Source organism: Endobacterium cereale, from assembly GCF_009617585.1.
Lineage (GTDB): Bacteria > Pseudomonadota > Alphaproteobacteria > Rhizobiales > Rhizobiaceae > Neorhizobium > Neorhizobium cereale.
The window spans coordinates 1-25,510 of sequence record NZ_WIXI01000050.1 but is presented as its reverse complement, the minus strand read 5'-3'; the positions used below and the strand labels follow the sequence as shown (position 1 = coordinate 25,510).

The following is a 25,510-nucleotide window of genomic DNA, read 5'->3' as shown; positions in this document are numbered from 1 at the left end:
CAGATGCGGCTATATTGTTTCACTGGATGAATATATTGCTCAGGCCGACAACGACGGGCCCAAGCAACGGCAGCAGAACATTTGAGATCGCATAGGTTACCGTGTAGCCAATGACCGGCGTGGAATTGCCCGATTGAGCCACCAACGCGCTGATCGTTGGCGTACTGCAATGTTGGCCGGCAATGATGCCGAGCAGGATCGGGATCTCGATCTTCATGAGTTTCCATCCGACAAGCAGCGAAACGAAAGCCGGAATCGTCGAGACGAGTATGCCGAGAACTGGCAGGATGAGACCATATTTCATAACCAATGCCACCGCGTCCGGTCCGGCGCTCAGCCCGATGGCAGCGATAAAAGTCGCGAGACCGAAATCCTTCATGAAGCTGGCAGCCGCGACAGGAAGGTTGCCATGGCGAGGTTGCCGCATATTCAGCCACCCGAACACCAACCCCGCGATGAGGGCACCGCCGCCAGTACCCAGGGTCAGCGTCATGCCGGCAACATCAAGTGAAAGTCGCCCGAGCAGCAAGCCGACCAGAATGCCAATTCCAAGAAACACCAGATCGGTTGCCTCTTCAGATCGAACGGCGGCACCCAATTCCTTGACCGCCCGCGACACGGCGGTCTGCGGACCATAAAGCGTGAGGACATCGCCTTCCTGCAGCCGTGTTTTCGGCAAAGCCGGAATTGTGTGCCCCATGCGTCGCACGCTTTCGACAAACAGGCCTCGCGACAATTCTGCCGGAGCGACCGCCCGCAGATCGCGCACGCGCATCCCGGCAATCTCCTTCCTCTGAACCACGACCTGCTGGCGAGCAAGCGGGATCGAAACATCAGACGGCACGGGCTGTTCGGGGCCGACAACAGTCTCGATGGAAATCATCGCACTTCGTCGTCCGTGCAAGAACAGGAGATCGTCGGCGTCGATCACAAAATCCTTTGGCGGCTGCAGAAGATCATCACCGCGCTTCAACCGCTCGATGAAGACCGTACTGCCTCGGCTAAGTTCGAAATCTGCGATGGACTTGCCGGCAGCGGGACCGGCCCGAAAAACTCGTCCAACAAAGGTTGGGAGGGCGTCTGGCTGATCGGCACCCTCTTCGTCTTCTCCCAATTGCGCGGCAAGCGCTGTTGCCTCCTTTCGCAGATCGACGCGAAGGATGATCGGTGCAATCTGGGTGGTGAAGACGACGATGGCGACAAGTCCGAACAGGTAGGTCAAGCTGTAGGCGGTCGCAGCATTGGCCTGCAATCGAAGGATTTCGGTTTCGGCAAGAGGCAGCCGTCCCAATGCCTCTGATGCAGTGCCGAGGACTGCGGATTCGGTTGCCGCGCCGGCGAACAATCCCGAGCTCGTACCGGCATCAAAATCGAAAAGAACCGTTGCGCCCGCCACAAGCCCAAGCACGCAGATAACCTCGATGAAGGAAAAGATCCCGTAGCGCCAACCGCCTCTGATATTGGAGAAAAACTGCGGCCCGGCGGAAAAGCCGAGCGCATAGATGAAAAGAGCGAAAGCGGTATCCTTCAGGTGGGGGCTGATCGTCACCCCCATCTGGCCGATTGCCAGGGCGACAAAAAGGGTTCCGCAAACGCCGCCGAGAACCACCGGCCCGACCCGTATCCGGCCGATAAGATGACCAAGGCCGAGGCACACGAAAAGTGCGATGACAGGATCTTTCAGCAGAAACATGTCATCACCGGCTGCCCGTCGGAAGTGACGTTGTCATGGACGTTCAGCCTTCCATGCAGAGTGGTATTCATCCGCCATTTTGCGCAGGGCGCGCCCGATGCGCGCGTATTCGAATTCGTTGAGGTTTGCCAGTGAAGCCCTGCCGGAGGGATGTTGTGTGCCAAAGCCGCGGCCCGGCAGCAGAACGATACCGGTCTCGTCTGCGATCCGGAAAAGCAGTTCGTTCGGAGCAAACCGCGTCTTTACCCAGAGCGAAAAATCCCGGCCATAGAGTTGTTCCGAAACTTTTTCCATGTCCAGGAGCGTGTAATAATCGACCGAATTCGGATCCTCCGGCATTGCAATGCCGAGCTCTGCGTAGAGGGCGGATTGACGACGGCGGATCACGCCTTTCAACGCGGTCTTGTAAACGTCGCCTTCATCCATCAGCGCAAACAGCGAGAACAAAACCATCTGCACCTGTTGCGGCGTGGAGAGGCCCGCGGTGTGATTGAGTGCGACGGTACGACTGTCGGCAACCAGTCGGTCGATCAACTTCAGGCCCGGCACATCGGTGGTGATCGACGCATAACGCCGCTCGAGCATCTGCTTGTCGGTGTCAGGCAGAGCCGCCAGCGCGCTATCCATTATATTGCTCTGCCGCAAAGCCACGGCTCCGAGACGCCAGCCTGTCGCGCCAAAATATTTGGAATAGGAATAGACCAGGATCGTATTTTCAGGGCAGACCGCGAAAAGAGATCGAAACCCATCCGCGAACGTCCCATAGACGTCGTCCGTCAAGATCATCAGATCGGGCCGATCATTCTTCACGATCTGCGCGATTTTGTTCAGGCTGCGGTCGTCCAGCTTCACGGATGGCGGGTTCGACGGATTGATGCAGAAGAAGATCTTGATCGCCGGATCCTTGAGCTTTTCCAGTTCGCTATCGGGATATTGCCAACCGTCGTCCGGATCGGCGCTGATTTGCACCTCCGTCAGTCCATAGACGTCAAGTTCGGGAATCTCGATATACGGTGTGAAGACCGGCATGCCGATGGCGACCTTGTCGCCTGACTTCACCAACAGGTTCTTCTTCAAACTATCGAAAATGTAGGTCATGGCGGCCGTGCCGCCCTCGACCGCGAATACATCGACGTCCAGCGCAGACACCTGTCCGCCGACCATCTCGCGCATGAGATACTGCCGTACGATCTGTTCGCTGACCTCCAGCATTCGCGGCGGAACAGGATAGTTGCAGCCGAGAATGCCCTCGACCATCTCATGCAGGAAATCGGAGGCGTTGAGCCCCAATTGATCGCGCACATAGCTGAGCGCGCGACCGAGAAAGACGACACCGGCCTGATCGCGGTTTTCGCTGACGAAACGTTCAAAACGGGCTTCGATGCCCTCAATGCGAGGCAAACCGCCAATATCCTTCTGCATGTAGGAGAAAGACAGTTCTGACTCTGCCGTGGCGAAAAGCCCGAGCCTGAAGAAAGCGCGGCGAGGAAGCGTGGCGATAAAATTGGGATTGCCTCGCCCGGCATTCAGCATCAGGTGATCGCTCTTGCCGGAGGCAAGCTTGATCAGTTCGTCTTTCAGCTCAAACGGGCTGAGCTGCGCGAATTGACTGTAGTCGATCATGTCTTCGCTCCTTGTTTTCGATCAGACGAGCGCCACGACCAGAGGGCCGAGCAGCGTCAGAAACACGTTGGCAAGCGCATAGGTGATTGCGAAGGATGTGGTCGGAACGGAATTTCCAGCCTTGTCCAGGATTTCCCCAAAGGCGGGGTTGGCGCTGCGGGAACCGGACAGCGCTCCGGCAAAGATGGCCACGTTGCGATAGCCAAGCAGGTAGCGACCGACGAGCATGGTCAGGATCAATGGCAGTATCGTTACGACGACGCCGACCAGGAAGATCGACAGGCCGCTTTGGGCGATTGTCTGAACAGCCTGCTGACCCGACTGCAATCCGACCACAGCCACGAAACCGGCAAGACCGAAGTCGCGGAGAAGGGTCGAGGCGCCAATCGGCATGTTGCCGATTGCCATGTGGCGGCTGCGATACCAGCCGAAAACAAGACCGGACAATAGCGCCCCGCCGCCAGCGCCAAGTGTCAGGGGGATGGAGCCAATGCGCAGCACCAGAAGCCCGGCGAGAAGTCCGACGACAAGCCCGAGCCCGTGAAAAACGAAATCGGTCTTGTCGCTTGGAACGATAGCCGGACCCACGCGACCGGCGAGCCGTTGCAGGTCCTCCTGCACGCCATGGACTGTGACGATATCTCCTGCGGCGATGACCGTATCATCGGCAAGGTCCAGTGGCGTGCCTGCCCGCGTGACACCCAGCACATAGATGCCGTGACGCAACTCTTCGCTGCTCGACAGGATTTCGGCGACGGTTCGTCCGGCAAAATCCTTGTCGGTTAACTGGATATCTCGGGTTGTCACCACGAGGTCCATACCGTTACCGCCTGCGGTTTCCGGCCCGATCCGCGTTTCAAGACCGACCATTGCTGGCCGCCGGCCGACGAGCAACAGCAGATCGGCCTGTTTCAACAACAGCCTTGGTTCGACACCAATGATCCTGCCGTCGCGCTTCACCCTTTCGACCGTGAACCGGCCTGCGCCTTCCAGCAGGTTCACCGCTTGCCCTGCTGCGGTTTCGACCCGGTAGACGCGACCGACGAGTTCAGGCAGCGCCGGAGTTTCGCCGGGCCCGTAGGCATGCGCACCTTTCAACATCTCGGCGTCGGCTTTGACAGCATCGTCGCGAATGCTGCGTTTCATGAACCAGGGCAGGATGTTGACGCAAACGATGATCGCTCCGAAAGAGCCGAAGATGTAGGTCACCGCATAGCCTATCGCGACATTCGACTGCAGTCGTTTGACTTCCTCGGCGGCAAGACCCAGCTTTTCGATGGCGGAACTCGCCGTCCCGATGATGGCCGACTGGGTAAGCCCACCGGCCGCAATGCCGGCAGCCAGACCTTTGTCGAGCGAGAAAATTCTGGCGAGGATTACAACGGTTGCAAGCCCGCTCAACGCGAGAACGACAGCCATGACGATTTCGCGAATGGATTGGCGCCCGAGGGACCGGAAAAATTGCGGACCGCTTTCGAAACCTACTGCGTATATGAACAATGCAAAGAGGACGGCTTTTATGCCATCGTCGATTTTTACGCCGACCTGACTGATAATGACCGCCACCAGGAGCGATCCCGCCACCCCGCCGAGCTGAAACTTGCCGAACTGGAACTTGCCGATCCAATATCCCCCGGCAAGCGAAAGAAACAGTGCGATGATCGGCGACTGCTCGAATATGCTCGCGATGAACGACATTGAAAATCTTCCTTCCAATTCGGCAAGCAGATGTTTCGATATCCGGTGACTGACGGAGGCGCTGACTTTTGCGGCAAAATGCAAACTCGGCATCGATGATCTGAACGACGGCACGGCCGGATGGCAGCTTTTGTTCAGGCTGGTTCTCTAGCCAATCGATCCGCCGGTGCGCCCCGGACCTGTCCAAACTGCGGTTAGAAAATTGTATTGTCCGGCTTTCGCGAGGTCCGGGCGGCATCCAACCCATACGCGATCGCTATCAGCGCCAACGCGTGTCATGAAGTACGTTACCGTTAAACACCGTGTAAATTTTCTGATTGGTCGACGGCTCGCCAAAGCACGCTGAATGAGAATTGGCCGCTGGCAATCATCGCAGCACCGAATGATGGATGCGAACAGACGACGCTCGTCCCAACAAAGCTGCCGCCCAAGTGCCGTCAGCGTTTACCGTCAGATTTACGGTAACGTACTTTCGCATTCGCGAGAGCGGTTCATGCTTCTGCCTGTGATCAAAGCCATCACATAAAGGAGTACCTTCCATGAGCAGTTTTGACGCGGAAACGTTGAATGAAAGCCCGGCATCGGTGAGCCGTCGCAACCTTCTTCTTGGCGGAACCTCGCTTGCAATTGCCGTTGCCTCCGCAGGCAGCCGCGCGACCGCTCAGAACCAGCCGTCCGCTCCGGCAACGAGCAACGGCAACAACCGACCACCAAACATTCTCGTCATTTTTGGCGATGACATCGGCATCCCGCAGATCAGCGCCTACACAAAAGGCCTGATGGGCTACCGCACGCCCAATATTGACCGTATCGCCAAAGAGGGTGCGATCTTCACGGACTCCTATGGGCAACAGAGCTGCACGGCAGGCCGGGCCTCCTTCATTCTCGGCCAGGAGCCGTTCCGAACCGGCCTTCTGACCATCGGCATGCCCGGCGACCCGCACGGAATTCAGGACTGGATGCCGACAATCGCTGACGTGATGAAGAGCGCTAACTACTCGACCGGACAGTTCGGCAAGAACCATCTCGGCGATCAGGATCAGCATCTTCCCACCAAGCACGGGTTCGATGAGTTCTTCGGCAATCTGTATCACCTCAATGCCGAGGAAGAACCCGAAGGTTATTTCTACCCGAAGGACCCGGCCTTTCGTCGGCAGTTCGGACCGCGTGGTGTCATCAAATCGACGGCGGACGGCAAGATCGAAGATACGGGCGCGCTCAACACCAAGCGAATGGAGACCATCGACTCGGAATTTCTGGCAGCCGCCAAGGATTTCATCGATCGTCAGGCCAAGGCGGACAAGCCATTCTTCTGCTGGTTCAACTCGACGCGCATGCATGTTTTCACACACCTCGCCCCGGATGCCATGGGCAAGACCGGCAAGGGCATACATGCCGATGGAATGGTCGAGCATGACGGCCATGTCGGCCAGCTTCTCGATCAGCTCGACGAGCTCGGCATCGCCGACAATACCATCGTTCTCTATACCACAGATAACGGTGCGGAGCTTGCCCTGTGGCCCGATGGGGCCATGACGATGTTCCACGGCGAAAAGGGTACGACCTGGGAGGGCGGCTTCCGCATCCCGATGATGGTTCGTTGGCCGGGCGTGGTTCAACCTGGGAGGGAAATCAACGATCCCGTCACATTGATGGACTGGATGCCGACATTTGCCGGTGCCGCTGGCCTGACCGATATCACAGAACAGATGAAGACGGGTTACAAGGTCGGCACCAAGACGTTTAAAGTACATCTCGACGGGTATGATCTTGGCCCTCTACTGAAGGGCGAAGCGGAGACCGGCCCACGGGACTCGATCTACTATTTCGACCAGGGCGGCAATCTCAACGCCATAAGGTGGAACGACTGGAAGCTCAGTTTTGCGATCAACAGCGAGGGCAATATCGCAACGGCGACCCGTGAGACGCCAAGCTGGGCCAACATCGCCAACCTCAGGATGGATCCTTACGAACGTGGAGCACGTGAGGGCGCGGGGGCTATGGAGTTTATCGCCCGCAACATGTGGTTGCTTGTGCCGATTCAGGGCAAGATCAAGGATTTCTTCGCGGACTTTGAACAATACCCATACCAGGAAGGCAGCACGCTGAATGCCAGCGGTATCAACTATGGCCTGCTCCGGCAGCAGTCTGCGTTGAAGCGCCTGAACGAACTGGAAGGTCTCGCGCCTCGATAGGCTCTCGCTTCGGCTCGCCTGTCTACAAAACCTCGCCATAAGGAGTAGCTTGCTCACATGCCAAGCTCATTTCCTCGTCATTCGATGACACACTTATGGGCTGCGGCGTTTTTCGCTGTCACATTGGCAACACCCGTTGTGGCGCAGACAGTTGCCGGGACACCATCGCCCCGGCAACTCATTGAAAAACATGTCATAGATTTCGAGGCGATGAAGGCGCGTCGCATCGTCCGCGTGCTCGTTCCCTTCAGCAAGACCATCTATTTCGTCGACAAAGGCCGCCAGTTTGGCACTGCCGTCGAGTTCGGACTGGCGCTGGAAAAATATCTCAATCGACAAAGAAGCAAGCAGATCGACCAAATCCACATCGTGTTCATTCCCACTCCACGGGAAAATCTTCTTTCAGCACTCAACGATGGGCTGGGCGATATCGTGATGGCGAATTTGACGATCACGCAAGATCGGCTGAACCTCGTCGATTTCACCAGGCCGCTTTATGAAAAAGCCGAGGAGGTTCTTGTTGCCTCCGCCAACAGCCCGCCTGTCGAAAGCATCGAGGACCTCTCAGGAAAGACCGTCGCGGTGCGCGGATCGAGCAGTTTTCACGAACATCTGCTGACCTTGAACGAGAGGCTTGCCGCAGCGGGCAAGTCTGAGATTGTTATCAACGCGATCGACGAGAACCTTGAGGACGAGGATTTGATGGAGATGGTCAACGCGCAGCTTCTGCCGTTTACTATCGTGGATGCCTATATGGCCGACATCTGGGCACATGTTTTCCCCGACATGAAGGTCCGCCACGACATCGTACTGTCTCAGGAAGGGCGGATCGCCTGGGCGATCCGTAAAAGTAGTCCGCAACTGAAGGCGGAACTGGACCCATTCATTGAGGGCCACAGGATCGGCACCACATTCGGCAATATTTTGCGCAAGAGCTACTTCGTTCAGGACAAGATCGTGAAGCGGGCATATTCGCCGGATGACGTGAAACGATTCCAGACGCTTGTCGGGATTTTCCGCGAATACGGCAGGGCATATTCTTTCGACTATCTGATGCTCATGGCGCAAGGCTATCAGGAACCGCAACTCGATCAGTCCCGTCGTTCGCCACGCGGTGCCGTCGGCATCATGCAGCTATTGCCCTCGACTGCGAGCGACAAAGCGATCGGGATTGGCGGAATAGACAAGGATGCTGCACGCAATGTCGAAGCCGGAACAAAATATCTGCGGCACCTGATCGACACCTATATCGATGATGACGAGTTGAGCCCGCGCGACCGCCAGCTTTTCGCCTTCGCAGCCTATAACGCCGGACCAGGCAACCTGCGGAAATTCCGCAACAAAGCCAGATCGATGGGCCTTGACCCGAACAAATGGTTTGGCAACGTCGAGAACGCCGCCGCCGAAATCGTCGGCCGCGAGACCGTGCAGTATGTCAGCAACATCTACAAATATTACGTCGCCTATTCCCTGCTGCTCGACCGCATGGGCGAACGGGATGATGCTAACTCGGCCGGTCAGCAGTAGGCACATGCCTCACTTGGGAAACAGAAGTGTCACGCCAGCCCGAAACGCCCAGCCCTCAGCTCCGTTATCAGGCGAGGATGCCCAGTAGCGCGCACCGACCTGGAAGCTGACAGGTTGTTCTCCTAGCTTCACCAACTTTGCCACCGAGACGTTGACTGGAACGGCCCACTCGTCGTTCTTCCAGTCATAGCTGCTTTCCGTATTGAGTGTGAATGTCCAGGCATCCGGTGTCGTGTAGGACACGAAAGGCTGCAGAAAGGTCGAACTGATATCAGCACGACTGCTGTCACCTGCAACCGACCAGATATGGTTGACCAATGCCCCGTAGGTAAAGCCGCTATCCTGTTTGAGAAGTACGACCGTAGGTCCGAGGCCGAATTTCTCGCTGCCGAGCAACGGGTCCGTGGCAGTCGGCAACAGGAAGGCCGGGCCGACACCCCATATCAAGCCACCGGCCGTCGGCTGTTTCGGAGAAAAGAAAAAGCTCTGCAACACGTCTCCGAGGCCAAATTGGCTGCCGCTCTCCCCAGCCACATCGTCCTGCCAGATCACGGGAATGATCGTGCGAGAAATCACGTTCCAGTCTTCATTGAGCGAAATCGGAACGACCGGCTGTATGTTCAGGACCGATCTGTGTCCATCTTGCGGACCATAGCCACGATCGTAATTGAACTGAAACGGCACGCTGATCAAGGACGCCACCGGGTTGGACAATTGCTTGGCGAGGTCAGCATCCTGCGCATAAGCAATACGCATGCTGCATGCCAAAAGAAGCGCCGTGGTCTGCAATACGATTGTCGATTTCATGCGGACTACCTCTCCTATAAAATCGCGACGACTAGAACTTGATGTTCATGCCGATGATCGGACCGTGCTGGATCATGTCGTAAGTGAAACCGCCATGGCTGTAGTCTACGCCCTGAGCGCGGTAGCCCAGGATCGCCGAGAACGTGTCATTGAACTGGTAACCGAGGCCGCCAAGAACGTCCCAGTCGATGTCGGCTCCACCGGCGCCGACCATGGCCCATCCGGTTGCGAAAACCTTGTCGGTCAAAAAATAGTTGCCCTTGATGCCGACAATACCGTCAACCCAATTGGCGCTATCCTTGCCCGACAAGCTGCCGATCAGCCCGCCGCTGAGCGTGATCCGGGTCTCCGCATCCCAGTAACGCACGCCGGCCAGTATATCGAGATGGTCACGATCGCTCTCATAGACAGAATAGGCAGCGGCCAGAAGTGCGGTGAATGTGGTCGACTTTACCGAAATGTCGTCGGCGAGGATGCCGCGTGGCGTGGCCGCATCAGTCGTCAATTTGACGTAGCTCATGTCGGTAAACACGCTGAAGCGTCCATAGCGAGCCTCACCCGCCGCCATGAAAGCAAAATCCAGATCTGAAAAAATGTCGCCGAAATTCTGGCTAACATCGACACTCGGGAGCCCGAACACCTGGCTGTCGCCGTCAAGGCCTGCCATCCAGAAATAGGGTGAAAGCGAGAATGTCCACCTGTCCGGCTCCGCCGGCACAGCAGTCTGCGCCGGCACGGGAAGTAGATCCGCCCCCAAAACTGGCGACGTCAGGAAACTCAGCAACAGCGAAGCGACTAGATATTTGGTTCTCTTTTTCATGTTCTTTCCCCTTCTGGTTGATCGTTGCTCATCCATAATGCGAGCTAGTATCGCATATTGTACGCAAAATTCGACAAACCCAAGCACACGCTCAAGGCGTAGGCCCTACCGCTTTTAGTTGATTTGCCCTCAAACTTGTGGCGGCGGCGGCCGCGTCGGCCCTGCCCTCGGCCTCGACCTGGACACTTGGTGTGGCGAAATCGATCCCGTTGGCCATGAATTCCTCGCGCAGCAGAAGATTGGCGCGTCGGCGAATGAAAGATTGCATCGGCGACGGTTGCAGCGTCATTCCGAAACTGAGGACCATGCCGTAATCGGTAAATTCCTCGATTCCCTTCATTTTCAGCGGTTCAATGAAAAGCGGGGCCAGCTCGGGATCGTCCAGCATCGTCGCGCCGATCTTCTTGGTCAGCTTTCGAACTTTCTCGACATCTGCAGCATGGCTGACCGAGATGCGAAACTTCACGACACCCCAATCGCGGCTCATGTTCTGAACAGCGCCGAGCTCTCCGAACGGAACGGTAAAAACTGGACCACGGTGATGCCGGAGCCTGACGGACCGCAGGCTGAACCCTTCCACCGTCCCCTTGTAGTTCTTCGCCTGGATATATTCCCCGACGCGAAAGGCATCGTCGAACATGTAGAAAACGCCGCTGATGATATCCTTCACCAAAGTCTGTGAGCCAAAGCCCAAGGCGACCCCGAACACGCCCGCGCCTGCAATCAGCGGTGCCACTTCGACACCGAGTTGGGCGAGCACGATGAGCAGGGTCATCACTGCGATCATGACAGCCAGCGCATTTTTCAGGATGGGCAACAGGGTGCGATACCGCGCCCGGCGCGCCTTCTCGGCAGGCGTCACCGCAACAGCATCTCCCGTCGCCACCAACACGCCATCGATCCAGGCTTTGGCGAGGTGCCAGCAAAGATCTGCAGCAAGCAGCACCACGACGCTCTTCAAGAGACCATAAAAAAGAGCCGTGAAGATCGGATTGGCATGGCCAAGACCCTGCGGCGTCATGCGCCAGACGATTGCCAGCCACGCGGCGGCTAGCACGATGACGACGGCCCGTGCGCCGCGAGCGATCAACACCTTGCGCAAGGCCGAAGTCTGGGCGGACGGAGACGTTGCCATTCGGCCAACGGCGTGAAGGGTGGGCGGAAGCACCAGCACATAGAGGCAGATCCAGAACAGGCCACGCAGCTGCAGGCACCAGAGCAACCAGACCGCAACCATAAAAAACGTCAGCGCAGCCTTGTGCGGCTGGCGAAGTTTGCTTGCCGCCCATAGGGCCGCGAGTGCCACGGCCAGAATAGTGGCAGCAAATACATAGGCAATCGCATCGGCAATAGCCGGCGCCATACCGAGCTGCGCGGCGAGCGTTACTGTGGCGCAAGCGAAGGCGGCGAGTATCAAGATAACGCGCGCATAGGTCTGCAACTTCGCCGGCACCACGATCCCGAACATGATCGAGCCCAGCTTGTAACCGATAAGAGCAAGGATATAGACCAGCAGCGTAACGCGGGCCGGTGGCGGCCAGTTTATAACAAAGAAGAAAATCGCCGCCGCGAAAGCAAAAAGCAGGATCGAAAAGACAGCCCTGACGGGATTTTCCGGCCCGGTTCTTGTCTTTTCGTAGCTCAACTCCGCAATCAGCGCGATGCCGATCAGGCCGCAAAAAATCAGGAATGCCGGGCCACTTCCGCTCTGCGCCGTTTCACGAAACACGACCGAAACAGCTTTTCCGGCAGACGCGGGTATCTCAGGAATGGCGGCGAACAATTGTTTCAGTCTCGCTCGCAGGGCATCTTCCCAAACCGCTATTTCCGATCTCGCTTCGACAGGAGCGCTCGTCGACGCAGAATTCGTTGGGTTCGTGAGTCGGGCCCTGACGTCAGCGTCCTGCAGCAAGCCGACTTGCCCGTCATTCGTTTCACTGTGCGGAAGTAAGGGCTCCTGCGAATAGGCCGGAGCATGAAGCGCCAAAAGCAGCCAACCCATTGCAGCCACCAGAACCAGCGCACCGAACATCTTGCCGCTGTGCAGCCGGCATCCTGACATCAGGGACCGAGCGGAGCCAAGCAAGCCCGGACAAAAATCTGGCCGCGCCAAAAATGCTGACGCGTCAACTGCAAATGACATGCCTGCGCTCCTTGATCGGAAACGCATTCACTCATCGGGCTCCTGTGCAAGGAAGTACGTTACAGTAAATCCAACGGTAAATTTTCTGCAGATGATCTCCTCGCTACCGTTTACCGTAACGTACTTCTCACGCCCGAGCCGACCCCATACGTTCTCGTCTCATCATGCCGGGGAGCTTGGCATTCGATGGATAAACGTGACGGCAAAGAGGGATCAGATCTTACCCAACGAGGCTTATGGCGGCTTATGTTGAAGCTTCCTGCCCTGCGCGGCCGCCTCCAAATCCTGGCTCAGAAGTCGATGGCGCTCAAAGAGCTGTGCGAGGCCTACGAAGAGGCGGCCATGGCCCACGAACGCTTACTGAAAGAGGGTACGACACGCAGCCGTGAACGCGCGCTTGAGTACGGCGGCATTTGTTTGGAGATCGAAACGGATATTATTGAGCTTGTGCTTGAACAATCCAAGGGTGTCCCGGATTGAGGCAAGCTGTTCGTTCGCGATGCACTAAGTGTTATCATATCGCTTAAAATTCTTGCAACCTTATGCTCTTTAGGTGATACATAATCACGTTCTAATCAGCTCTGCCATTGTATAGGGGGCGGTCATGATTGCTGAACTGCGCGACATCAAGGCCCACGAGGCATCGACGGACGAGGCCAGACACGAACTTCAACGGCTTTTCGAGGATCCGAGATTTCGCGTTACCGAGCGTCAGAAAGCCATTCTCACCTATCTGGCTGAAAACCGGCTTTCCGGTAGCGATGACAGCGTGAAGGCCTATGCCATCGCGCTCGACGTACTGGGCAGGTCCAGCGACTTCGATGCAACAATCGATCCGATCGTACGCATTGAAATCAGCCGCCTTCGTTCTGCTCTGGATAGCTACTACGAAGCCTTCGGAAACGACGGCAGCACGACCATTCGAATTCCAAAAGGTTCTTATGTTGCGCTGTTTCCGACACTGGTCTCCTCCGATGACACAGATCCGCAATCAGGCTCTGCTGAACTGAAGGATACGGATAACCCGCCTTCCTCCACGGTCGCCCCTGCCGCAGATAGCCCCAAGTCCTTTTTACGCCCGCTTTACGTCGGCATAACAGGTCTCGCATCGGCGACGATCGCCGCTGGCATACTTTCGGGCATCAGCCTGCTGCCGCAAGCACCGGAAATTATCGGCAAGCCCGTCGTCTTTCTGTCGTTAGATGCCGCTGATGCAAACCTTCAGGGGGAAGCCAGTCAAGTTCGTGACATGCTGATGGTGGCACTTACCGGGTTCACGACGGTGACAGTCGCCAAGGCCGGATACAGCGTGCCTGGGCTGGATACGTCCAATCGGCGCCAATACGAGGTCCAGCTGAAATATTACGATGCCGGCGCGGAGCGGGCCGTGTGGTGGCAAATCTCCGACATTGACACGAATGTCATCCTGAAATCGGGTTTGGAGCAGATCGATATCAGCGGCAGACAGCCCCCTTCCATACGAGAGGAAGTTGCTGGGCAATTGGCATCTCACCTTGCTGCCAGCAGGGGTATCATCAACAAGATCGAAACCCAGCGAGATTCAGAAGGCGCCCTCGGCAACACCTGTGTCATCAGGGCGGAAGCGGCGCTTGAAAGCGGCATTTTGGCCGATCTCTCCCACGCCCATTCTTGTCTGGAACGAACCTTGTCCATCGTTTCCAACGATCCGGATGCAACGGCTGTGTTGTCGCGCGTTATGCTCGCCACAAGCGATGCTGCAAATTCAGCAAGTCTTCGTGCCGAGACGCTTCGGCTTGCCAGACAGGCTGTTTCCGCAACTCCTCTATCAGACAGAGCCCAGACCGCATTGATGGTGGCACATCTGGCCAATGGCTGCATGGATGCCGCATTGGAGGCTGGAAATCGCGCCTTGGAATTGAACCCGTATAACAGTGAGGCCGCCGCAAAACTGGCGTTCATTCTTTATCTGGGGTCCTATAGGGATGCAGCGATCGCAATGGCACACGGTTTGCAAAAAGACACCGACAATCTGCCTGCAGACGCGATGCTGGTCCTTGCCCTGGATGCCTATAGTGCGGGACGCTATTCCGAAGCTTCACTATGGTCTGAGCAGATCAATGGTACCGATTTGCTGGTAGCAATGCTGAGAGCGGCATCCATGGGTCAACTGAACTCGCCGGATGCATACGAAAGACTGTCTGGTTTCATCAACGCCGCCCCCATACCTGCCGCCAACTATCGAAACGGAATAGCTTGGTGGCGCAACCAACAGGCGATCACCACCGAGCTGACGGGCGGCTTGATCAAAGCCGGCGTCAGCCCCAAAGAGATTTCAGGAGCTCTTACGGTCCCGCGCTGATTTCTCAGCCAACCTGCCGGACTTCTCCATTTGCAGAGAAAACCCAGGAGATCACCGCCGATCTCTTGATTGCAAACCAGCGTGCGGCTTGCTTGCAAACACGCATTCCTGCGCCGTTTCATATCCTTATCGCTTCACCAAGTATCGTAGCCCAGCACGGCTTGATCCGTGCTGGGCTACGATACGCTTCTCCGTTCTAATTTTCGAACGAGAAGATCTTCTTCCAGTCATTCTTCATATCGACGAGCAGCCAGTTTCTTCTCTTCGCCTCATCCAGCGCCTTGTCCAGCTTCCCGAATGGCGATTGTCGGTCATAGGAATATTCCCGGCCCTCGTCGGTGTGATGGACGATCATGGCGAAGCCCGGTCCCTTGGCGGCCGTTGTCCAGCGCGCCATCTCATAATCGCCATCCGAATTGCCGGCGACGAAGATCGGCCTGCGGCCGATGAATTTGTTGATGCCGGCCGGCTTTCCCGGACCATCGTCAATGAAATCGATTTTTGGCAGCCGTCGCAGCACGGGTACGTCACCGACAATTGCGTATTCGGTTTGGATCGTGCTGCCGACCACCTGCTGCGGGGGAATGCCATAGAGTTTTTCCGCGATGGGACGCATGAACTCCACGCCGCCGCCGGAAACGATATACGTGGTGAAACCGTTGGCGCGCAGATAGTCGAGAAGCTCACGCATCGGGACATAGGTCATCGACGTGTAAGGTTTGCCGGTCTTCGGATGTGTTGCCGTTTCGAACCATTGGCTGACGATCGCACCGAACTGATCAGTGGTCATTCCGCCATGGGTGGCCATCACGAGCTCCACCAACCCCTTCTCTCCGCTTTTGGCCACCTCTTTAAGATCGCCGTCGAGAACACTCTTGAACGGCTCCTTAGCCTTCCATTCCGGATGCAACGGAGCCAGTGCCTTGACCCGGTCGAGTACAAAACCGAGCTGGATGTAATAGGGCTGCTCCGACCACAACGTTCCGTCATTGTCGAAAACAGCAATCCGGTCGTCCGGAGCCACATACCCCTCACCTCCCTCCGCCACGGTCTCCTGCACGAATTTGATGATGCGGGCTTTGGCCTGTGTATCGTTCCATGAGGGCAGAGGCTCTTGCGCCAAGACGGGCGCCAACCCCGTCAGCACCAGAACGATTGCGGTGATGAGTGAGCCGAGGATCGCATCGATCGCAAATGATCTGTTCATCGGATATCTCCTTCCTGAGTTCTCTTGACGCAACGAAAGCCGACATGACTGGTGGACGTGTCTTCGGCTTCCGCATGACGCGCAGCGGGCCGATAGCGCTTGCAGTAGTTCGGCGCACAGAGATGTGAACCGCCCTTCAGCACGCGTCTTGCGATACGAATTTCAGGCAGGTTCGGGTCGAAACTTGCGTCAGCGTCGCGATTAAGCGGGTTCGTCGGGATGCAGCACGCCTTGGCGGCAGGCTCTGGATGTCTCGTGCTCCAGAAATCACTGGTCCATTCCCAGACATTGCCGATCATGTCGTAAAGACCATAACCGTTGGGCGGGAAGGATCGTACCGCCGTGGTCCGTTCGTGGCCCTTCTGCTTGGTCGATTGCGTCGGGAACAAGCCCTGCCAGGTGTTCGCCATCATTTTCCCTTGCGGCATCAGTTCACTTCCCCACGCGAATTCCGCATGTTCCAGACCGCCGCGGGCGGCGAATTCCCATTCCGCTTCGGTCGGCAGATCAAGGCCAGCCCAGTCGGCATAGGCTCTGGCATCCGCCCATGCGACATGAACCACCGGATGATCGAGCTTGCCGCGCAGGTCGCTCAGGCCACCGAGCGGTCGACGCCAGTTGGCGCCGAACTTGAAAGTCCACCATTGCGAAATTTCCGGGCCGCTGACGCTTTTCGGCGGAAAGAACACGAGTGAGCCGGCTCTCAGCATTTCCGGCAGGGCGCCCGGATAGTTTTTCGCGTCGGGCACTTTTTCCGCCATGGTCACATGCCCGGTGGCTTCAACAAATGCGGCGAACTGGCGGTTTGTCACCGGCGTCTCGTCAATCCAGAAACCATCAACATTGACGGGATGGGCCGGGGCTTCCTCCGGATAGTGACGGTCCGAGCCCATCATGAAGCGACCGCCTTGTATCCAGACCATGCCGGCAGGTGCAGGGCTGGGTTCGGTTGTGCTGTCGAATGCCAAAACCATTGCCGTCTCCATTTTTTCCCGCCCATAGTCGCGGACAAAGGAGCGCCGAAAAAGTACGCAACGGTTAATGGTGCGGCGGTTTACGCCTCGCTTGCGTAAAGTCCTGCACAGCAGCGCACGCTCGTTTCAGGACGCCGGATTGAGCGGGGGCAGAACGCTGTGCGCCAGTTGTGTCGATGTTGCACCTTCGCCGGTGGCCAGACGTGCCAGCCTCTTCCTGTCGAAATCGCCACCGTGGCCGGAATAGAGAAGCGCCTCCAGTCCCCGTAGATGCCGGGCAAGATCCAGATCCTTGCTTTGCGCCCACATTTCCAGTGTGCGAAAACCTTCTTCATGGCTCCACGCCTGGAGTTTTTTATAAACCTCGGCGGGACTTTCGTGCAGGATGGCTCGCCGCAACAGGCGAATCCGGTTGGGACGCGAGGCGGCAATGTCTTTCCAGATGGCGACAAACCATCGCGTCGATGCCTTGGCAAAACGCCACAGGGCCCATGCCGCAGCAACGGCGGCAAGGAACAGCCCGATCCACAGCATGACCCGCCGTCGTTGTTCGAATGGAAGCCTTGCGCGCTCCGGCTCCGCGTCGGGTGCTATGCCAGCTACTGCAGTTTCCGCCATGACGGTAACATCGGTGGCCGGCAGATGCGCGACAACTGTCTCGTGCCGTTCGAGATCGAACCAGGGATAGTCGATAGCCGGAATGGAGTACGACCCTTCCGTTGTGGCCGTATAGACCAGTGCCTCGGTTCGCCTGCTGACGACACGGCGATCAATTTCGATACCGTCCTGCGTCTTCGCCGCCTTGGCATATTGTTTCAATCCGGTGGCGGCTCCCGGCTTGCTGGGCGCTATGATGACGGCTTGAGTGTTTTCGGCGGTGATCGTTATCGTGCGGACCACCGCGTCCCCGACTTTCAGCGAGGCGGGGGGCCTGTCAAACGCCTGATCGACCGTCACGTTGCGCGCCGCGAAAGTCGTCCCCCCTGCCGGTCCACCCTCGACCGTGAAGGACAGGGCTGCAGTTTTGGCAACACCCCGAACGGTCTCGCCATCGACTGAATAACCGAGCTCGATCGCGATGACCGGCACATGATAATCGCCGGCGATTTGCGGCACGATGGCGTAACGGCGGCGGATGCCGGAATACTGGATGCCAGCTGCCGTTTCGTTCAAATTCACGCTGCGCTCCTCGGGGAGTGTTACGAGCGCGTTCGGCAATTCGAACAAAGGAAATTGCGGCGGAGATGTAAAGAAATTCGGCGCAAAGACATCAACCGTCACATGGATCTGCTGGCCGGGCACGATCTTTCCCCCGTCCTCCAGCACAGCCCGCGCATAGGGTTCGGCAGAGAATGCCTTCAGGGGAAACAACAGCAAAAGCGTCAACCAGACGATCCTCACGGCGATCCCTCCCGCAGTTCGATGGCGAATTTCCGCGTCAACAGGTCGGTCGGGCTTACCGCTATGTTCTTCATCCACATTTCGGATGTCTGTTCGGCAACGTCCACCGTTCCGGCCTTCCCCTGTTTGCCCTTGTCGTCGAACTCCACGCTGTCCGGCTTCTGGTTGGGGTCCTGCTGCTGCTCGCTTTGCTCGTCCTTTTGCTGTTGCAGCAGATGTTCGGCAACGCTCAGGTCGGCCACGGCTTCAGGCCAGCTCGGACGCTTTTCGATAGCCTTCTGGTAGGCAGTCACAGCTTCGTCCAGCTTGCCGAGATGAAACAGGCTGTTCGCCTGATTGAACCAGCTTTCAGCCGTATCCACCGAGGCGAAGCTATCGATGGCATCCTGAAAACTGCCTGCACGATAAAGCGCGACGCCTTTCCACAGCGGATCTCGAAAATGCGCGGCGGCGCTCGGGAAATCTCCACGTTCGAAGGCACGTCGGCCCTGCTGGTCCGGCGTCAGCCACATGTCGGCCATTTCCGCAGCATCGCCCGGCTTCGGTAGGGCCACAAGGCAACACAGGCACCAGATGGCGACCTTCACCACAAAGCCGCGCCGAAATGAGAGCCCCAACAGCAGGGCGCAGGGAAAAAGCAGCCACCACCCGGCATCGCGCCAGCGGTCGCCCTCCTTGGCCGTCTGCCGGCTGAAATCGGTAGTGACATGCCGGATGATCCACCGGACATCCTTGTCGTCAGCGGTCAGCGTGGCAACAGGAAAGCCATTATTGCCGGCAAAGGTTTTCAGCCCATCGAGATCGAGCCTGGCAAAAACCCTCGAACCACCCGCATCGGTCAGGAAATTGCCGTCGTCCTGCCGAACCGGACCGCCCTCCGCGGTGCCGATACCGAGTACGACGACACCGCTTTTCGTGTCGAAAACCGTCTCCACCGCGTTGTTCTCGATCCCGTCGGTCATCAGCAGGATGGTGCCAGCGCTGCCGTCCGCCTGAAGCAACTGATCTGCGAGGCTGAGCGCTGCGGACGTATCCTTGCCGGGTTTCGGCATGATGCGGGTGGCCAGCGCGTCACTGTATATCTTGATCAGCGCATCATCCTCCGTCAGCGGAACGACGAGATGCGCTGTGCCGGCATAGGCGACGACCGCTGTCCGCGCGCCCTGCCGTCCGGCCAATATGTCGTCGATCTTCAGCTTGACCCGTTCCAGCCGGCTCGGGCCGATGTCGATCGCATCCATGGTCGGCGAAAGATCCACCGCGATCACCAGGGATGCAACGTCCGAGACGAAGGGGGGCGGCTCGCGCTGCCAGCTGGGGCCGGCTCCGGCCAGACCCGCCAGGATCATTGCTACAGCGACAATCCAAGCCGGCCGCATATGACGGTGCCGGTCCGGCGCGATAACCAGATGATCAAGCAGATGCGGCGCGATCATGCCCCGCCAGCGCTCCCTGTAATCGCCTGCACGTGAAGCCAGCCATAGAACCATCGGCGGAACGAGAAGCGCCAGCAACCACCAGGGGCGAAGAAAGTGAAAGTCTGTCATCGCGCCGACACCTTGCGCCCGAAAAGGCCCGCACAGCCGGCGGTCAGGTAATAGATTGCCAGCAGCAGCAAAGCGACACCCAGGGGCCAGTGAAAGAGCTCTATGCGCGGCCGCCAGGTCAGGAGCTTCTGCTCCACGGGTGTGATGCGATCGAGCGTGTCATAGATGGATTGAAGCTGCTGCTGGTCGCCGCCGAAAAAGTATCGCCCGCCGGTGGTCACTGCGATCTTTTCGAGAGTAGCGGTATCGAGTTTATCCTCACCCGTCGCCGCCGGGTCGCCGATGCCGATCGCGTGGATCTTGATCTTTTTGGCTTTCGCGACGTCGGCCGCCTTCAGTGGGGGCATCTTGCTTGCCGTATCATTGCCATCCGTGAGGAGGATCAGCACCTTGTCCGGTGTGTTTGTCTGGTCGAACATGCGGATTGCCAGACCGAGCGAATCCCCCATCGCTGTGCGCGGACCCGCGATCCCCGGCAACAGGCCTTCGGTCATCGTGCGCACCAGCGGGTGATCCATGGTGAAGGGGGCGAGCGGGTAAGGGGCATCGCCGAAGGCGATAAGGCCCAACCGGTCCTCGCTGCGCCTGTGGATGAAGTCAGCGACAACCTGTCTTACGGCATCGATCCGCGATCCGATCGCTCCGTCCGGTGCGCGGAAGTCTTTAGTTTCCATCGACTGAGAGAGGTCGAGCGCGAGCAGGATATCCCTTTGCGGCTCCTTCTTCTCGATCGGCGGCTCGACATATTGCGGACGCGCGAGCGCCGTGACGATCAGACACCAGGAAAGTGCCAGCACGAGTGATTGCAGCCACGAGCGATGTGCGATGACCGATCCTTCGCCGGGCGTGATACCCGCGGCTTCGGCGATCTGCTCGAAAAATGGAATACGGATGGATGCCGAGGTCTCGCGCTTGGCCGGCAGAAGAAACCAGACGAGAAGCGGCAGCGGCAGGGCAAGGAGAAGCCAGGGAAACTCAAGTTGATACATGGTGGCTCTCGATCCATTGGCGCGCCGCCTGCAACACACGCTCCATCTCAGCGCCTGACAGGGAGACGAGCGCGGCATCCCCTCGATATTCGAGATCGGCAAGCGACAAGGCGAGGTTCTGGCCGGTTCCGCCGGACTGATTGAGAAATTGTGCCCATTCGGAACCGGTGATACCCGCCACCTGTGCCCTCGGCCAGGCGACCAGCGCTGTCCGTTTGAGCAACGCAGCGAGTTCCCGAAGCACATCGCCACGGCTGACGGCAACCGCCATGCCGTCTTCAAGCTCCGTCAGCCGCTGAAGCGCGTCGCGGCGGTAGGCATTTGCACGGTAGCGGTTGATGGCGCGTATCGACAAAAACAGGAGGAGGAGAACGACCATCGCGGCCAGGCCCCACCAACCCCAGGTCTGCGGCATCCAGGAGACGGGCTGAGGCATGACGATATCGTGCAGCGAGCGCAGCGCCATCTCAATCATCGGATCGAGTTTCGGTCCCGTTTCCATCAGCGCCTCCGTTGTCGGAAGGCTGACTGCTCCAGCAATCGACGCAGCTGGGGAGCGGTGTCCTCGGCGGCAGAAACCGGCAGCATCGGCAGGCCGAGTTCCCGCTGCCATGCGCGCAACGCGTCCCCCCGATCCTGCGCAAATCTGTCGACCGCATCACGCGCCGTACTGCGTCCGAATGCCAGCGCCGCCTGCAGCCTGCCGTCGCTGAAGACGATTTCCCCGGATTTCGGCAACTCCAGCAGGAAAGGATCATATATGAGAAGGCAGATCACATCATTACTGACGGACAATCGCAGCAACAGGTCGCGTGTTTCTCTGCCGTGCCCGTCAAAATCACTGATGACAAGGATAAGGTGGTCATGGTGGGCGATGTTTGCCGCGATATGCAGTGCGTCATCGAGCGCCTTGTGGGCCGGCGCACCGATGTAACCGGCAGATAGCTCGGCGTTCTTTTCTGCAATGCGATCCGCAAGCGCGATCACGGCATTACGGCTTCGATGCGGTCGCAGTTCGCTTGTGCCGGTATCGCTGAAGATCAAACCTCCGACCCTGTCGCCCGAACCGAGGATACGCCAGGCACAGAGCATGGCAGCCTCCGCCGCTGTGACTGACTTCAGCGATTTCCGACTGCCGAAAAACATGTTGATGCGTTGGTCTATGAGAAGAATGGCAGGGCGCTCCTTCTCCTCTCCATAAACGCGTATGGTCGGCTTGTTGGTGCGTGCCGTCACCCGCCAATCGATGGATCTTACATCGTCACCCGCAAGGTAGTCGCGCAGTTCCTCGAAGATAAGGCCGCGGCCCCTTATCGAGGATTGCATGCGTCCGGCAAGCTGCTGGTGGCTTTTCGCCTTCTGGATGAAACGGAGTTCGCGCGCATTGGCTTCAAGCGCGACGAGTTGTTCCGTCGTGATATAGGCGCCTCTTTTATCTGCGACGCCCGTTTTCATGAGACCGCCACCAGTTCGATGATGCGGTCGATCACCTGATCGGCCGCTGTATTCGACGCATGCGCCTCATAGGACAGGATCAGCCGATGGCGGAAGATATCGTGGACGACAGCCTTCACATCGTCGGGCGTGACATAGTCCCGCCCTTTCAACCAGGCGTATGAGCGAGAGACCTTATCCAGGCTGATGGCGCCGCGTGGGCTGGCGCCGACTTGCAACAACGTGGCGAGATCCTTGTCGAAACGGGCCGGATAGCGGGTCGCGAAGACCAGCGCGACGATATAATTCTCGACCGGCTCCGCCATGGTGACGGCACCGATCTGCGTTCGTGCATCGAATATCGCCTGCGGATCGAGCCGCGTAGGCTTGGTGGTCTGGCTTTGGTTGTGGCTGGAATTCTCCTCCTGGCGATTGAGCCGCATAATCGCCGCCTCGGATTTCTCGTCGGGATAACCGACTTCCACATGCATCAGGAACCGGTCGAGTTGCGCTTCAGGAAGAGGATATGTGCCTTCCTGTTCGATCGGGTTCTGTGTTGCCATGACCATGAAGAGATCGGGCAGTGGATAGCTGGTGCCTCCGACAGTGACCTGCCGCTCCTCCATCGCCTCAAGAAGAGCAGATTGCACCTTGGCGGGAGCACGGTTGATCTCGTCGGCAAGAATGAGGTTGGCGAAGATCGGTCCCTGTTGGAACTTGAACTCTCCTTTGCCGCCTTCGGAAAAATAGATGTCCGAGCCGGTAATGTCGGCAGGCAGAAGATCCGGCGTGAATTGTACGCGCGAAAGCTCCGATTGGAGATTTTTGGCAAGGCTTTTGATCGCCCGCGTCTTGGCCAATCCGGGCAACCCTTCGACGAGAAGATGTCCGTTGGCCAGCAAGCCAAGAAGAAGACGCTCGACCATGGCATCCTGCCCGATGATCGACTGACCGATGCGTTGACCAAGTGCCACGATGTCGTGATGTGCCGTCATGGTTTCACTTTCCCGCGGTGGGTTTGAACCGGTAACGGCACCGCTCTCCGGTGCCCTCCCTGCTGCTCAGGACCGTCGACATCATCTGTCGGACGCACGATCCGACGACATGGTCGCTCCACGCGGTTGGTTTTGAGAAGTACGCAACGGTAAATCGCAACAGGGTTTCGTGTTAAGGAAACCCGATAGAGGCCCCGCAGTGCTCTGATAGGCGGCAGGACACGGCTTTTTTATCCGCCTCCCGCACCCACCCTACTTTTCGGCAAACGGCTTTAAACGCAGCCGGCTGACATGATCCACGGAGCCTAGGGATCCGGACGGATTGACGCCGCGAAAATAGCTTTTCTGCCATTTCTCGCTGGCAGCAGTGGAATTGGGATCGAGCAGTTGCGAATTGAACGCGTTTCTCTCGGCGATCCATTCGAAATGCTCGCGCTGAAGCTCAGCGTTCTCCGACAGGTTGGCGATTTCCGGTTCCACCAGACTGAGCGCGCTCCGAACGACAGGAAACAGATGGCAGAACGGCTCGTCCATCTCGAAAAACACACGCTGGAACGGTCGGGTCATCTTCCAGTTCATGGTAAACGTGTACGGAGACCAGTCCGTTTCTATGACACCTGTCAGGGCTGCAATCCCGTCTTTCGGGCGATTTATCGGTCCCGATATGAAAAGGTCCACTCCGGGTTCAGTCTGAAAAAGACATGGCACATGAAATGTAAGAATGCCGTGGCCGAAATGACTGACCGCGGGGGAGATATGCCCCTTGCTGGTTCTGATCTGTATCGCATTTTTCCCCTGCTGGCCGTTCCACGTCACCGAAAAGGCGACCGGGTTCAGCAACTCCCAGCCATGCGCATTGGCGATGTTGAGCGGCAGGCAGCGATAGGCAAAACGCTGCCCGGTTTCGTCCATCCACTCCCGTTCGACGGGCGCCGGACGGATGCGGACATCGTGGCCGTCGAGCACGAAGGCTTTCAGCGTTGTCATGGCTTCTCCCTCACGCGCGTGAAGAACATGTGGCTCGGAGCGAGTTTTAAAATTTCAGCCTGAGCCCGATCTGTCCGCCGATCATGTTGTTTTTTGCACCGTCGACGTCGAAGGAATAACTGACATCGCCAAACAGCGAGAGGTTTTCGCTAAGCTGGTAAGCGCCCCCGGCATTCACCTCCAGCCACGTTCCTCCTATTTCTGTTGTCAGCGGAAACTCGTTGAACTTGACGGTCTGCTCGGCCGAAAAGCCGTGCCAGAGATTACCGCCGAAATGGATGTAACCCTGTTCGGTCGTATATTGCAGCCTCGCGCCGAGGCGTCCGGTGAATGCGTCGAAAGGCTCGTTGCTGATATCCGCAAATCTGTCCTGCGCATCATCAAGCCTGACATTCTGCCAAATCAATTGCGCCTGAGGTTCGATCGTCCACCGGTCGGAAAGGCTGAACGGCACGCCCGTCTCCATCGAAACGGCAAATGTAGTCCCGTCAATGTCAGACGAGATGCCGCGATTTGACTGGCTGTCTCCATTCAGCCAGCCATATTTGGCCACCACGTCCAAATACCAACCGTTGGCAGAGAGGTTCGTCCAATAAACCGCAAAACTATCCTCGTTGAGGTCAAGCGTGCCGGCAGCAATGCTTGACCGCCCCAGGATGTTTCCGCTCGTGTCGCCTGACGCGTTCGCATGGGTATAGAACACACCGAAGCGATCCACGTGACCATTGTCGTGCTCAATCTCGGCGATGTCGCTGCCGATCTGAAGTCCCCAGTAATTTCCATCGAACTGCGGACCAATCGCATATCCGGCGATATTGAGTGTCGCATTGGCTCCAAGATCACTTCGTGCACCGAAGACGCGGCTCCAGATCGCTGAGGAAGTAGCAGCTCCTTCCTGCTCTGTATCACCCTGCATACCGGGCCCGAAATAGATCGGGGCTCCCGTGGCGTCCAAAAGGCTCCTGTCACCGCGACGCTGGTGAAAAGTCCCCATGGTCATCAAGCCCATGCGCTGGGCAACGAGCGGGGCAATAATGCGCCCCGGCACCTCCGGCCTGATGTTGGGGATCGGCGGCGGCGGTGGCGGCAGCGGCCGTGGCGGCGGCGGTGGCGGCGGCGGCGGCGGCGG

20 protein-coding genes are annotated in these 25,510 nt (G+C 57.9%); 4 read left to right on the top strand and 16 right to left on the bottom strand.

Annotated features, from left to right (window positions below; translation table 11 throughout):
* Positions 1-19: 19 nt before the first annotated feature.
* Genes aspT (GAO09_RS23675) through aspT (GAO09_RS23665) form a run of 3 tightly spaced genes read right to left on the bottom strand, consistent with a single transcriptional unit; the run spans position 20 to position 5,014 of the window.
* Positions 20-1,693, bottom strand: coding sequence for an aspartate-alanine antiporter (aspT, locus tag GAO09_RS23675; RefSeq protein WP_153358399.1), 1,674 nt, complete (start codon positions 1,691-1,693; stop codon positions 20-22).
* Positions 1,694-1,726: 33 nt separating this feature from the next.
* Complete coding sequence (locus GAO09_RS23670) at positions 1,727-3,316, bottom strand: bifunctional aspartate transaminase/aspartate 4-decarboxylase (RefSeq protein WP_153358397.1); 1,590 nt, start codon at positions 3,314-3,316, stop codon at positions 1,727-1,729.
* Positions 3,317-3,337: 21 nt separating this feature from the next.
* On the bottom strand, positions 3,338-5,014 hold the full coding sequence (gene aspT, locus GAO09_RS23665; protein WP_153358395.1) for an aspartate-alanine antiporter: 1,677 nt from the start codon (positions 5,012-5,014) through the stop codon (positions 3,338-3,340).
* Positions 5,015-5,553: 539 nt separating this feature from the next.
* Here aspT (GAO09_RS23665) and GAO09_RS23660 point away from each other — a divergent pair.
* Positions 5,554-7,209: an arylsulfatase gene (locus tag GAO09_RS23660; RefSeq protein ID WP_153358393.1), complete on the top strand. Its 1,656-nt coding sequence runs from the start codon at positions 5,554-5,556 to the stop codon at positions 7,207-7,209.
* A 138-nt stretch (positions 7,210-7,347) separates the two neighbouring features.
* Entirely contained in the window at positions 7,348-8,736 is a 1,389-nt protein-coding gene (locus GAO09_RS23655; protein ID WP_338015094.1) for an MltF family protein, read from the top strand.
* A gap of 9 nt (positions 8,737-8,745) precedes the next feature.
* Here GAO09_RS23655 and GAO09_RS23650 read toward each other — a convergent pair whose 3' ends face one another.
* From GAO09_RS23650 to GAO09_RS23640, 3 genes are all read right to left on the bottom strand, one after another.
* The gene (locus GAO09_RS23650; RefSeq protein ID WP_235938478.1) at positions 8,746-9,492 is read right to left on the bottom strand and encodes a transporter; all 747 of its coding nucleotides are present in this window, start codon (positions 9,490-9,492) and stop codon (positions 8,746-8,748) included.
* Positions 9,493-9,574: 82 nt separating this feature from the next.
* Positions 9,575-10,363 carry a hypothetical protein gene (locus GAO09_RS23645; protein WP_153358389.1) on the bottom strand — a complete coding sequence of 263 codons (789 nt, stop codon included), beginning with the start codon at positions 10,361-10,363 and terminating at the stop codon, positions 9,575-9,577.
* Positions 10,364-10,454: 91 nt separating this feature from the next.
* Positions 10,455-12,146 (bottom strand): mechanosensitive ion channel family protein, encoded by a 1,692-nt coding sequence (locus GAO09_RS23640; protein WP_235938429.1) that lies wholly within the window; start codon positions 12,144-12,146, stop codon positions 10,455-10,457.
* Between the two features lie 546 nt (positions 12,147-12,692).
* On the opposite strand from GAO09_RS23640, the gene GAO09_RS23635 reads away from it, so the two are divergent.
* Both GAO09_RS23635 and GAO09_RS23630 read left to right on the top strand, forming a co-directional pair.
* Positions 12,693-12,986, top strand: coding sequence for a hypothetical protein (locus GAO09_RS23635; RefSeq protein ID WP_153358387.1), 294 nt, complete (start codon positions 12,693-12,695; stop codon positions 12,984-12,986).
* A gap of 124 nt (positions 12,987-13,110) precedes the next feature.
* A complete protein-coding gene (locus GAO09_RS23630; RefSeq protein ID WP_153358386.1) occupies positions 13,111-14,847 on the top strand; it encodes a tetratricopeptide repeat protein in 1,737 nt (578 codons plus the stop codon).
* Between the two features lie 196 nt (positions 14,848-15,043).
* Here the strand turns inward: GAO09_RS23630 and GAO09_RS23625 are convergent, their stop codons facing one another.
* The 10 genes from GAO09_RS23625 to GAO09_RS23580 all read right to left on the bottom strand — a co-directional run.
* Complete coding sequence (locus GAO09_RS23625; protein ID WP_153358384.1) at positions 15,044-16,054, bottom strand: HAD family hydrolase; 1,011 nt, start codon at positions 16,052-16,054, stop codon at positions 15,044-15,046.
* A complete protein-coding gene (locus tag GAO09_RS23620) occupies positions 16,051-17,028 on the bottom strand; it encodes a formylglycine-generating enzyme family protein (protein ID WP_153358383.1) in 978 nt (325 codons plus the stop codon). The genes GAO09_RS23625 and GAO09_RS23620 overlap by 4 nt, the downstream gene beginning before the upstream one ends.
* A 126-nt stretch (positions 17,029-17,154) precedes the next feature.
* Positions 17,155-18,429, bottom strand: a complete 1,275-nt coding sequence (locus GAO09_RS23615; protein WP_153358381.1) for a BatD family protein — start codon at positions 18,427-18,429, stop codon at positions 17,155-17,157.
* A complete protein-coding gene (locus GAO09_RS23610) occupies positions 18,426-19,976 on the bottom strand; it encodes a VWA domain-containing protein (RefSeq protein ID WP_153358379.1) in 1,551 nt (516 codons plus the stop codon). The genes GAO09_RS23615 and GAO09_RS23610 overlap by 4 nt, the downstream gene beginning before the upstream one ends.
* Positions 19,973-20,965, bottom strand: coding sequence for a VWA domain-containing protein (locus GAO09_RS23605; RefSeq protein WP_153358377.1), 993 nt, complete (start codon positions 20,963-20,965; stop codon positions 19,973-19,975). Before GAO09_RS23605 ends, GAO09_RS23610 begins: the two co-directional genes overlap by 4 nt.
* The gene (locus tag GAO09_RS23600; protein WP_153358375.1) at positions 20,952-21,467 is read right to left on the bottom strand and encodes a DUF4381 domain-containing protein; all 516 of its coding nucleotides are present in this window, start codon (positions 21,465-21,467) and stop codon (positions 20,952-20,954) included. The genes GAO09_RS23605 and GAO09_RS23600 overlap by 14 nt, the downstream gene beginning before the upstream one ends.
* A complete protein-coding gene (locus GAO09_RS23595; RefSeq protein ID WP_153358373.1) occupies positions 21,467-22,420 on the bottom strand; it encodes a DUF58 domain-containing protein in 954 nt (317 codons plus the stop codon). Before GAO09_RS23595 ends, GAO09_RS23600 begins: the two co-directional genes overlap by 1 nt.
* Positions 22,417-23,394: an AAA family ATPase gene (locus GAO09_RS23590; RefSeq protein ID WP_153358371.1), complete on the bottom strand. Its 978-nt coding sequence runs from the start codon at positions 23,392-23,394 to the stop codon at positions 22,417-22,419. Before GAO09_RS23590 ends, GAO09_RS23595 begins: the two co-directional genes overlap by 4 nt.
* Before the next feature lie 252 nt (positions 23,395-23,646).
* Entirely contained in the window at positions 23,647-24,381 is a 735-nt protein-coding gene (locus GAO09_RS23585) for a DUF6065 family protein (protein ID WP_153358369.1), read from the bottom strand.
* A 46-nt stretch (positions 24,382-24,427) separates the two neighbouring features.
* A partial coding sequence (locus GAO09_RS23580; protein WP_153358367.1) for an autotransporter domain-containing protein occupies positions 24,428-25,510 on the bottom strand: 1,083 nt, incomplete at its 5' end.